10 protein-coding genes and 1 pseudogene are annotated in these 9,922 nt (G+C 71.3%); 5 read left to right on the top strand and 6 right to left on the bottom strand.

Annotation, left to right across the window (positions count from 1 at the left end):
- The 3 genes and pseudogenes from AC1DUQ_RS10535 to AC1DUQ_RS10525 form a co-directional block, all read left to right on the top strand.
- Positions 1–201, top strand: a pseudogene (locus AC1DUQ_RS10535) (hypothetical protein); the annotation flags it as partial.
- An 80-nt stretch (positions 202–281) separates the two neighbouring features.
- Entirely contained in the window at positions 282–1,016 is a 735-nt protein-coding gene (locus AC1DUQ_RS10530; protein ID WP_477073759.1) for a hemerythrin domain-containing protein, read from the top strand.
- Between the two features lie 6 nt (positions 1,017–1,022).
- On the top strand, positions 1,023–1,481 hold the full coding sequence (locus tag AC1DUQ_RS10525; protein WP_477073758.1) for an SRPBCC family protein: 459 nt from the start codon (positions 1,023–1,025) through the stop codon (positions 1,479–1,481).
- 9 nt (positions 1,482–1,490) lie between these two features.
- Here the strand turns inward: AC1DUQ_RS10525 and AC1DUQ_RS10520 are convergent, their stop codons facing one another.
- The 5 genes from AC1DUQ_RS10520 to AC1DUQ_RS10500 all read right to left on the bottom strand — a co-directional run bounded on the left by AC1DUQ_RS10520 (position 1,491) and on the right by AC1DUQ_RS10500 (position 6,601).
- Positions 1,491–2,393, bottom strand: a complete 903-nt coding sequence (locus tag AC1DUQ_RS10520; RefSeq protein ID WP_477073757.1) for a sugar phosphate isomerase/epimerase family protein — start codon at positions 2,391–2,393, stop codon at positions 1,491–1,493.
- A gap of 235 nt (positions 2,394–2,628) precedes the next feature.
- Positions 2,629–3,057 (bottom strand): hypothetical protein, encoded by a 429-nt coding sequence (locus tag AC1DUQ_RS10515; protein ID WP_477060267.1) that lies wholly within the window; start codon positions 3,055–3,057, stop codon positions 2,629–2,631.
- A 130-nt stretch (positions 3,058–3,187) separates the two neighbouring features.
- On the bottom strand, positions 3,188–4,261 hold the full coding sequence (gene ychF, locus AC1DUQ_RS10510; protein ID WP_477073756.1) for a redox-regulated ATPase YchF: 1,074 nt from the start codon (positions 4,259–4,261) through the stop codon (positions 3,188–3,190).
- Positions 4,262–4,298: 37 nt separating this feature from the next.
- Positions 4,299–5,858 carry a hypothetical protein gene (locus AC1DUQ_RS10505; protein WP_477060265.1) on the bottom strand — a complete coding sequence of 520 codons (1,560 nt, stop codon included), beginning with the start codon at positions 5,856–5,858 and terminating at the stop codon, positions 4,299–4,301.
- A complete protein-coding gene (locus tag AC1DUQ_RS10500) occupies positions 5,834–6,601 on the bottom strand; it encodes an ABC transporter ATP-binding protein (protein ID WP_477060264.1) in 768 nt (255 codons plus the stop codon). The genes AC1DUQ_RS10505 and AC1DUQ_RS10500 overlap by 25 nt, the downstream gene beginning before the upstream one ends.
- 78 nt (positions 6,602–6,679) lie before the next feature.
- Here AC1DUQ_RS10500 and AC1DUQ_RS10495 point away from each other — a divergent pair, with 78 nt between their 5' ends.
- Positions 6,680–8,014, top strand: a complete 1,335-nt coding sequence (locus AC1DUQ_RS10495) for a DNA recombination protein RmuC (protein ID WP_477060263.1) — start codon at positions 6,680–6,682, stop codon at positions 8,012–8,014.
- A 126-nt stretch (positions 8,015–8,140) separates the two neighbouring features.
- Here AC1DUQ_RS10495 and AC1DUQ_RS10490 read toward each other — a convergent pair whose 3' ends face one another.
- Positions 8,141–9,199, bottom strand: coding sequence for a 4-hydroxy-3-methylbut-2-enyl diphosphate reductase (locus tag AC1DUQ_RS10490; RefSeq protein ID WP_477060262.1), 1,059 nt, complete (start codon positions 9,197–9,199; stop codon positions 8,141–8,143).
- Between the two features lie 165 nt (positions 9,200–9,364).
- On the opposite strand from AC1DUQ_RS10490, the gene AC1DUQ_RS10485 reads away from it, so the two are divergent.
- Positions 9,365–9,922, top strand: a 558-nt coding sequence (locus tag AC1DUQ_RS10485) for an exodeoxyribonuclease VII large subunit (RefSeq protein WP_477073755.1), incomplete at its 3' end; no start/stop codon positions are given.

Raw genomic sequence — 9,922 nt, 5'->3', positions numbered from 1 at the left:
GAGGAACCGCACACGACGTGGCACATGTCCGACGAGGAGCTGACGACCTGGGCCGCCGTCATCAGCGTCCCCACGCCGGAGGAGCTCGACGGCAGCGAACCTCTCGATGCCCCGCCAGCCGGGTTCGTGTCCTGGGACGAGTGGCGCACGCACCGGTGGCCTCCGTCGGTCTCGTCACCCTCGGGCCAGGTCAGCGGGTGATGTGGCGCGCCGAGGCGTGGGAGTAGCGTTCGCCTCGCACCGCGACGACGCCGATGTCGAAGATCGGGTGGTGGAGACCGATGGCCAAGACACTGCCTCCCCCGGGACCCCTGCCTGCGGGGGAGCACGCCGGCTGCGACACGTCGGGCATGCTCCTCGTTCACCGGATCTTCCGCTGGCTGTACCGGGAGCTCCCCCAGCTGGTGCGTGAGGTCGAGCCCGGCGACACGGCACGCTCGGCGATCGTCGGCCGCTACGCCCACCTCGACTTCTTCGCCCTGCACATGCACCACGAGACCGAGGACATGGTGCTCTGGGACAGGCTGGAGGCGCGCGAGCCCGCCTGCTCCTTGCACGTCGGTCAGATGCGGGCGCAGCACGCCGAGGTGGCGGTGCGGCTCGCGCGGATCGAGCCGCAGCTGGAGCCCTGGGTGGTCAGCGCCGATCCCCGGCTTCGCGACGCCTTCGCCACCGATATCGAGGGTCTGCGCGACCTGCTGACGGCACATCTCGGGCAGGAGGAGGACGACATCCTCCCGGTCGCGGGCGAGGTGATGTCCCAGCAGGAGTGGGACTTCATGGAGGAGCACACCCGCGCCACCCTCATGGCGCACCGCAAGGAGCTCGGGAAGGACGTCATGTCGCTGCAGGTCGGCCTGCTGATCGCGAGCGTCCCCGAGGCCGAGCGGGAGGACTGGGTCCGCGCCAACGTGCCCGCCCCGATCCGGCTCCTGTACGCCCTCCTCATGAAGCGGAGGTACGACAACGCCATGAGGGAGCTCTACCCGGACCGTCCCGTGCCCTCGATGGTGTGACGACAGATGTGGCGACGCGTGGTCCTCGACGTGCACCTCGATCACCCGCCGTCACGCGTCTACCCGTACTTCGCCGATCCCGGTCTGTGGCCCGAGTTCGCGCCCGCGGTCGACTCCCGCCGTCCGCTGGACAGCGGTCCGCTGCAGGTGGGGAACCGGTGGGCCGGTGTCGACCGCATCGGGCCGTTCCGGATCCATTTCACCGACGTGCTCGAGGTCCTCGAGCCCGAACGGCGGGTCGTCTGGCACTCGACGTCGCCGTGGAACTCCCGCGTCGAGTACGCGCTCACGCCCGACGCCGGGGGCACGCGCATCCACGCCGACTACGGCGGCGACGTCGCCGACTGGCTCCGGCTGGTGGCGCTCCTGCCGACGTTCGTGCTGGCGCGGATCCTGCTGCGCGACTTCACCGGCCTCCGCCGGGTGCTCGAGGCGGAGGACCGGGCTCGCACTCCCCGGGCGTGACGCTCCGGCTCAGAACCTCACGCGGTCGAGATAGTCGAAGCCTTCCTGGGCCGCCTCGAAGGGGTCGAACGTCGGGTCGCCGAACCGCGGGTCGTGCTCGACGACGTAGTACTTCGTGCTGCCGCCGGCCGCGGCGAAGATCGACGGGAAGTCGATGATCCCGTCGCCGACGATCTCGATCCGACCGGGGAACGGGCCGTCCRCCATGTCCTTCACGTGGAACAGCTTGATCCGGTTGCCGTACCGCTCGATCACGGCGAGCGGGTTGTCGACGCCGCCGCCGTTGGTCGCCCAGTAGAGGTCGAGCTGGAACACGACATTCTTCGGGTCCGTGTGGGCCATGAGGATGTCGAACACCGTCCGGCCGCCGAAGACCGTCTCGAACTCGATGTCGTGGTTGTGCACCATCAACCTCTGGCCGTGCCGACGGGCCACGGCGCCGAGCTCGTCGAGGTACTCCGCGTACGCGATCCACTCAGCCTCGGTGGTGTAGACCGGCGGGAAGATCGGGGTGGCTCCGGAGCCGAAGTACGTGATCCCYAGGACCTTGTTCTCCGCCAGGATCTGCCCGATGTCGGCCGGGTTCTGCGGCGTCCCGACGTCGACGTGCCGCGCGGAGGCCTTGAGCCGGTACTTGTCGAGCAGCGCGCGGTACTGCTCTGCGGTCAACCCGCTCAGCGTGAACGGCTCGACGTTCCGGTACCCCATGTCCGCGAGGCGGCCGAACACCTCGTCGGTCCGGGCGATCGTGGCGGCGTCGGTGCCGAAGCCGATGTACTCGGCGAAGGTCCAGAGCTGGACCGAGATCTTGCTCGTCGGCACCCCTCTGCCGTGCCGGTCCGGCGGTGCTGCAGACGCGGTACCGATACCAGCGACGACGAGGCCGAGAACGACCACCGTCGCGACGATCACGCCGCGCACTGTCCGGGTCAAGGATCGATACATGGCTTCCATGGGTGCCTCCCCAGGGCACGACCGAGCCTCGTTGCCCGGTTCGAGTTCGAGCTCTCTGCACGGTAACCCGCGCCGAAGGGGAGAGCATCTGGCGAGGAAGCAGGCGGTCAGGCGTTGAAGCGGACCTCCACCACGTCGCCGACGGCCATCACGTCATCCTTGCCCTCGATGCGGCGATCGTCCCCCCAGCGACCTACGCGCTGAACCACGTCGGCAGGACACCGCGCCGCTCGAGCTCGAAGATCGCGAGCTGCCGGCGCTGGTGCAGGTTGATCGAGTACACGAATGTCCTGTCCAGGGCCTCGGCCTCGAACGCGCGGGCCGACTCGGCTCGGGCCTGGAGCTTGGCCTTGTCGGCGTCCACCTGCGCCTGCATCTCCTGGAAGGCGTCGCTGCCCGGCCACTGGTTCGCGAGGCCCGCGAGACCCGCCGTGACGGACTCGAACAGGGCGGCGTGCTTCTGCGCCTCCGAGGAGGACGTGACGGGCCCGCCGATGCGCTCGATCTCCTGTCGTACCCGCTCCGAGAGCGTGTCGATCAACGGCAGGAGCGCCAGGAGCGCGCTCGTGTCGAGCGTTGCATACAGACGTTCCACATTGGCGAGCTCCTCGGCCTTGTTCATGTCTGCGAGCCTATGGCGCCCACGTCAGGGCGGGCCGGGTCGGCGCGGCGTCCCAGGGATGTCACCCGCCCGAACCGGGGCGCACCGGGACAACCGTCCGAGGTTCACCCGCTCGGCGTGCCCGACGGCGTCACACGTTGAAGCGGAACTCCACCACGTCGCCGTCGGCCATCACGTAGTCCTTGCCCTCGATCCGGGCCTTGCCGGCGGCGCGCGCTGCGGCGACGGACCCGGCGGCGACGAGGTCGTCGAACGAGATGACCTCGGCCTTGATGAAGCCCTTCTGGAAGTCGGTGTGGATCACGCCGGCGGCCTGCGGGGCGGTCCAGCCCTGATGGATSGTCCAGGCGCGGGACTCCTTGGGGCCGGCGGTCAKGTASGWCTGCAGSCCGAGSGTGTGGAAGCCGACGCGGGCCAGCTGGTCCAGGCCGGCTTCCTCCTGGCCGTTGTCGGCGAGCATCTCGCGGGCCTCGTCGGGCTCCAGCTCGACCAGCTCGGACTCGAACTTGGCGTCGAGGAAGATGGCGTCGGCGGGGGCGACGAGCGCGCGGAGCTCGTCCTGCATCGCGGTGTCGGCCAGGCCGGCGTCGTCGGTGTTGAAGACGTAGATGAACGGCTTGCTCGTCATGAGCTGGAGCTCGTCGAGGTGCTCGATCTTCTTCCCGCTCTGCGAGAGCGTCTGACCCTTCTCGAGGATCGCGAACGCCTCCTGCGCGGCGGCGAGCAGACCGGCGTCCGCCTTCTTGGCGCGGACGTCCTTCTCGAGGCGCGGGATCGCCTTCTCGAGGGTCTGCAGGTCGGCGAGGATCAGCTCGGTGGCGATGATCTCGATGTCGTCCTTGGGGTTCACGTCACCGGAGACGTGCACGACGTCCGGGTCGGCGAACACGCGCGTGACCTGGCAGATGGCGTCGGCCTCGCGGATGTTGGCGAGGAACTTGTTGCCCAGCCCCTCCCCCTCGCTCGCGCCCTTGACGATGCCCGCGATGTCCACGAACGACACGGTCGCCGGGAGGATCCGCTCGGAGCCGAAGATCTCGGCGAGCGTGGTCAGCCGGGGGTCGGGCAGCGGGACGACACCGACGTTGGGCTCGATCGTCGCGAACGGGTAGTTCGCCGCGAGGACCTGCGCGCGGGTCAGCGCGTTGAAGAGGGTGGACTTGCCGACGTTGGGCAGGCCGACGATGCCGATGGTGAGTGCCACGGGGGGGAAGTCTACGGGGGTGCCGTGGCCGCCCCGGTCAGGCGAACGCCACGATCCGGCGCAGCAGGTCCGGTCCCGTGCGGTCGAGGGTGCGTCCTCCGATGCGCACGCCGAGCGCGAGCAGCACGGACCCGAGCACCAGCCCGACAGCCAGCGTCACCCAGCCGAGTGCCGCGGACCCGCCGCGGACCGCGATCACCCCAAGCACGATCTCCGGCAGGCTCAGCGCCATGACGGCGAGCCAGCCGGCGAACTGGGAGACCACGCTCGCCATGGACGCGCCCTGCCTCGTCTGGAACGGGTTCTCGCCCGGGAGCTGCACCGGGTAGACGACCAGCGCGGACAGCACGCTCGACCCGCCGAGCGCGGTGAGCAGCACGCCGAACGAGAGCCCGAGCAGGGCAGGGATGACCTCCGGCTGCCCGGTCAGCACCGCGGACCCGATCGAGAGCACGACGACCGCCGGCCCCGCGATGGCACCCGCCGCGATGACCCGGCCCAACCGGTCGGCACTGCCGCGCAGGGGTGCGGCCACGTGCGTCCAGAAGGCCGTGCCGTCGTACGCGACGTCGGCCGAGATGCCCCAGCCCATCAGGTATCCCGCGATCGGGCCGATCAGGAGGACCAGGCCGCCGTCCGGGCTGACGACGTAGAACACGATCGCGAGGACCGGGACGATCGCGACGGCGAGGGCGTACCGGGGGTCCCGCGCCCAGTACGTGAGGCAGCGTGCGGTGACGGCACCGAGCGGGGTCGCAGGGAGCCGGTCGAACCATCCGAGGCCGTGACCACGGGTGGAGACCTTCTCGTGGGCGGGGTTCACGAGCGCGTGCGCGAAGGCCCGGTCCCACACGACGACCACCACCAGCAGCGTCACGATCGCGATCGCGAACCGTGCCGCCGCCGTCGCCCACTGACCGTCGGCGACGTCGCCGGGAACCGCCCAGGCGGCACCGAGGGGCGTCCAGGACAGCACCTCCGCGATCTGCTCGACGGTCTGCGCGGTGAACGCCGCGCTGTCGGACAACCGCCCGAGGACCGGTCCGATGACGACGAGCGGGAGCACCACGACGCCGGCCATCACCTCGCGGAACCGCCGGCTCGCCACGAGCGTGGAGGCCGCCGAGGTGGTCGCCCGCGCGCCGATGACGCAGGTGGCCAGCCCGACGACCGAGCAGACGATGCCGACGGCGAGGGCCGCGGGAGTACGCCACCACACGCCCGCCAACGCGAGCGCCGAGCCCGCGCTCACCACACCGGGGATGCCGATCAGTCCGGCCAGCGCCAGCCCGGTCAGCAGGGACCGGCGCGGGATGGCGAACGTGACGAACCGCGCCGGGTCGATGGTCGAGTCCAGCCCGAACGCGAGCAGGGGGACCAGCCACCAGCCGAGCACGAGCACGGACCCGACGAGCACCACCACCAGCCCGCGGATGTCCGGCTCCTGCACGCTCAGCACGGCCATGGACACGACCACGACGGCGAGCGCTCCGAGGCCGTAGAGCGCCGCCACGACGAGGCCGATCACCTGCCACGCGCTGCGCCGCAGGCCGTTGCGCAGCAGGGTCAGCTTCAGGCGGACGAGGTGCGCAACCACGCGAGACCCTCCCCGCTCACCCGGCCGCCGACGAGGTCGACGAAGCGGTCCTCGAGGCTGCTGTCGCCGCGGACCTCGTCGACCGTCCCCGCCGCCAGCACATGACCAGCGGCGATGACCGCGACGTGGTCGCACATCCGCTGCACCAGGTCCATGACGTGCGAGGACACGATGACCGTGCCGCCCGAGCGGACGTACGAGGCGAGGATGTCGCGGATGTTGGCGGCGGACACCGGGTCGACCGCCTCGAACGGCTCGTCGAGCACGAGGAGGCGCGGCGCGTGCACGAGCGCGCAGGCCAGCGCCACCTTCTTGGTCATGCCCGCGGAGTACTCGACGACCAGCTTCTTGGCGTCGGTGGTCAGGTCCAGAGCCGCCAGCAGGTCGGTCGCACGCGCGGCGACGGTCTCCCGGTCCAGGCCCTGCAGCAGACCCGCGTACGTGATCAGCTGCTCGCCGGTGAGCCGGTCGAACAGACGGACGCCGTCGGGGAGCACACCGAGCATGCCCTTGACCTCGACGGGCGACGCCCACAGGTCCTGCCCGTGCACCAGCACCGTGCCGAAGTCGGGCTGAAGGAGGCCGGTGGCCATCGACAGGGTGGTCGTCTTGCCGGCGCCGTTGGGGCCGACGAGCCCGTAGAACGATCCGACCGGGACGACGAGGTCGATCCCGGCGACGGCGATCTTGTCCCCGAACTTGCGCCACAGTCCGCGCAGCTCGAGGGCGGGTGCGTTCGACATCGGACCACCGTAGTGGCGCCGGGGCCTCGGATCCTCCCCCTTCCCGCGGATGTCAGTGGGTGCTGTCAGCCTGCACCCATGGACACAGGACTGCTGCTCGGACTCGCGATCGGTGCCGTCGTCGGCGCGCTCGTCGGCTGGACGTTCGCGTCGGCCCGCCTGCGGGCGGCGGACATCGAGGCCGCCCGGACGCGGGCGACGCTCGAGGCCGAGCGGCGGACCGCTGCCGACACCGGTCGGCTCGCCGACCAGTTCCGGTCGCTGGCAGCCGACGCCCTGGCGACGAGCTCCGACCAGTTCCTCGCCCTCGCGCACCAGCGGTTCGCCGCCGACCACCAGACGCAGGTCGGCGAGCTGGCCCAGCGGGAGCAGGCCGTGCGCGCCATGGTCGAGCCGCTGTCGCGCACCCTGGACCAGGTGCGCGTCGAGCTGTCGACGGCCGAGCAGGCGCGGGCGGCCGGCCAGGCGGCGCTCGGCGAGCAGGTGCGCGCGATGCACCTGGCCTCCGAGCACCTGCGCGGGGAGACCGCGCAGCTGGTCACCGCCCTGCGGTCGTCGCAGGTGCGCGGGAAGTGGGGTGAGCTCCAGCTCAAGCGCGTGGTGGAGGCCGCGGGGATGCTCGCGCACGTCGACTTCGTGGAGCAGGACCAGGTGCGGACCGACGACGGGCTGCTGCGGCCGGACATGGTGATCAAGCTCGCGGGCGGGAAGAACGTGGTGGTCGACGCCAAGGTCGCGTTCCTCGGGTTCCTCGACGCTGCGCAGGCCACCGACGAGCGCGTCCGCACCGAGCGGCTGGCGGCGCACGCCCGGCACGTCCGGGCCCACGTCGACGACCTCTCCGCCAAACGCTACTGGGACCAGTTCGCCCCGGCGCCGGAGTTCGTGGTGATGTTCGTGCCCGCCGAGTCGTTCCTGCACGCGGCAGCGGAGCAGGACCCGCTGCTGATCGAGTACGCGTTCGAGCGCAACGTCGTCATCGCGACGCCGACCACCCTGCTCGCGCTGCTGCGGACGGTCTCGTACGCCTGGCGGCAGGACGCGCTGGCCAGCAACGCGCAGGCCGTGCTCTCACTGGGCAAGGAGCTGCACGGGCGGCTGGCCACCATGGGATCCCACCTGGCCAAGCTGGGCCGGGCCATCGACTCGGCGGCCGGCGCGTACAACCAGACGGTGTCCTCGCTCGAGACCCGCGTGCTGGTCAGCGCCCGGCGGTTCGCAGACCTGCACGTGGTGGACGCCGACCTGCCGACGCCCGACCCGGTGAACCCGCAGCTCTCGGCGGTCAGCGCCCCCGAGCTCGTGGCGTCCGCGGAGGAGCAGATCGTCATGTTCGACGGACGCGCCGACCGGGACGAGCGCGCGCTGCGCGCGGAGGCGGTACGGCCGACACCGGACGCGTCGACCGCCTGACGTGTCCGGCGCCGCGGCCGGCGCGACCATGTGGTTGGCATCGGGATGCAGCCCGATCCGGATCCAGGGACATGGTCGACGCCGGACGGTGCGGTCCGGGCGGCAGCGTCGGGCGGACGCGAGCGGTCAGGCGGGCTGGACGTCCAGGGACCGGCGGCCGTCGCGGCGCGGGGTGACAGGAGCCTTGCCGGCGGCCTTGAGGTCCGCGCGCAGCTCGCGGGGCAGCGAGAACATGAGGTCCTCGGTAGCCGTGCGGATCTCCTCGACCTCGCCGAAGCCGTGCTCGGCGAGCAGCGACAGGACGTCGCGGACCAGGATCTCGGGGACCGAGGCGCCGGACGTGACTCCGACGGTCGTCACCCCGTCGAGCCACGCGAGGTCGATCTCGGAGGCCTTGTCCACGCGGTAGGAGGTGCGGGCGCCGGCATCGAGGGCCACCTCGACCAGCCGCACGGAGTTCGACGAGTTCGCGGAGCCGACCGTGATGACCAGGTCGCACTCCGGCGCCAGCTTCTTGACCGCGACCTGCCGGTTCTGGGTGGCGTAGCAGATGTCGTCGCTGGGCGGGTCCTGCAGGTTCGGGAACCGCTCGCGCAGGCGGCGGACGGTGTCCATGGTCTCGTCGACCGAGAGCGTCGTCTGCGAGATCCAGATGAGGCGGTCGGGGTCACGGACCACCACGTCGGCGACGGCGTCCGGGGAGTTCACCACCTGGATGTGGTCGGGTGCCTCGCCGTAGGTGCCCTCGACCTCCTCGTGCCCGTCGTGGCCGATGAGCAGGATGTCGTAGTCCTCGGACGCGAACCGCACGGCCTCCTTGTGCACCTTGGTGACCAGGGGGCAGGTCGCGTCGATCGTCTGCAGGTTCCGCGCGGCCGCCTGCGCGTGTACGGCCGGGGACACGCCGTGCGCGGAGAACACGACGCGTGCACCCTCGGGGACCTCGTCGGTCTCGTTCACGAACACCGCGCCGCGGGCTGCGAGCGTCTCGACGACGTACTTGTTGTGCACGATTTCCTTGCGCACGTACACCGGGGCGCCGTAGTGCTCGAGGGCCTTCTCGACGGCGATGACCGCGCGGTCCACGCCGGCGCAGTAGCCGCGAGGGGCAGCCAGCAGGACGCGCTTGCGGGGAGCGGTCGCGGTGCTGGGCGTGCCGGTGGTGGAGACGGTCGGGGAGGTCACGGGTCCGAGTCTAGATCGGCGGCTCGCGACGCCCCCTGCGGGGAGGCGCCCAGCGGGTGTGACCTGCACCCGACCCGCACGGCGTCGACACACGCCGGTCGCCTCCGACGGGCCGGGGCGACCGGCGTGACCGAGCCTGTCGGTGGGATGGGGCAGGCTGGGCGCGTGAGCACCGGCCCTCTGAGCACCCCGGCGACCGCCGGCCCGCCCCCGCTGCGCGCCGCGGACACCACCCCGGACCGCCCGTGGCCGGTCCGGCACCTGGCGCCCAAGATCGCCGACTACATCGCGAAGATGCCGCCGGTGTGGGTCGAGGGACAGGTGCTCAACCTCAAGAGGTGGAACACCCTCTACTTCCTCACGCTCCGGGACACCGACCTGGACATGTCCCTGTCGGTCACGGCTCCGGCCTTCGCCATCGACAAGCTGGCCGACAAGCTCGCCGACGGTGCGCACCTCGTGGTGCACGCCCGGCCGCAGTTCCACGCCAAGAAGGGCACGCTGACGTTCGCGGCCGACGACGTCCGCCTGGTCGGCCTCGGCGAGCTGCTGGCCCGGATCGAGCACCTCAAGGGGATCCTCGGAGCCGAGGGGCTGTTCGAGCCGTCGCGCAAGCGCGCGCTGCCGTTCCTGCCCACGGTGGTGGGGCTGATCGTCGCGCAGCAGGGGGACGCCGAGCACGACGTGGTGTCCAACGCCCGCGCCCGCTGGTCGGCGGTGCAG

Source organism: Cellulomonas sp. P4_B5_2, from assembly GCF_056402235.1.
This window is presented reverse-complemented; position numbering and strand designations above follow the sequence as displayed.

Coding starts and splice junctions, on each gene's coding strand:
- AC1DUQ_RS10530 (WP_477073759.1), top strand. CDS start 282: ATGGCCAAGACACTGCCTCCCCCGGGACCCCTGCCTGCGGGGGAGCAC.
- AC1DUQ_RS10525 (WP_477073758.1), top strand. CDS start 1,023: ATGTGGCGACGCGTGGTCCTCGACGTGCACCTCGATCACCCGCCGTCA.
- AC1DUQ_RS10515 (WP_477060267.1), bottom strand. CDS start 3,057: ATGAACAAGGCCGAGGAGCTCGCCAATGTGGAACGTCTGTATGCAACG.
- AC1DUQ_RS10500 (WP_477060264.1), bottom strand. CDS start 6,601: ATGTCGAACGCACCCGCCCTCGAGCTGCGCGGACTGTGGCGCAAGTTC.
- AC1DUQ_RS10495 (WP_477060263.1), top strand. CDS start 6,680: ATGGACACAGGACTGCTGCTCGGACTCGCGATCGGTGCCGTCGTCGGC.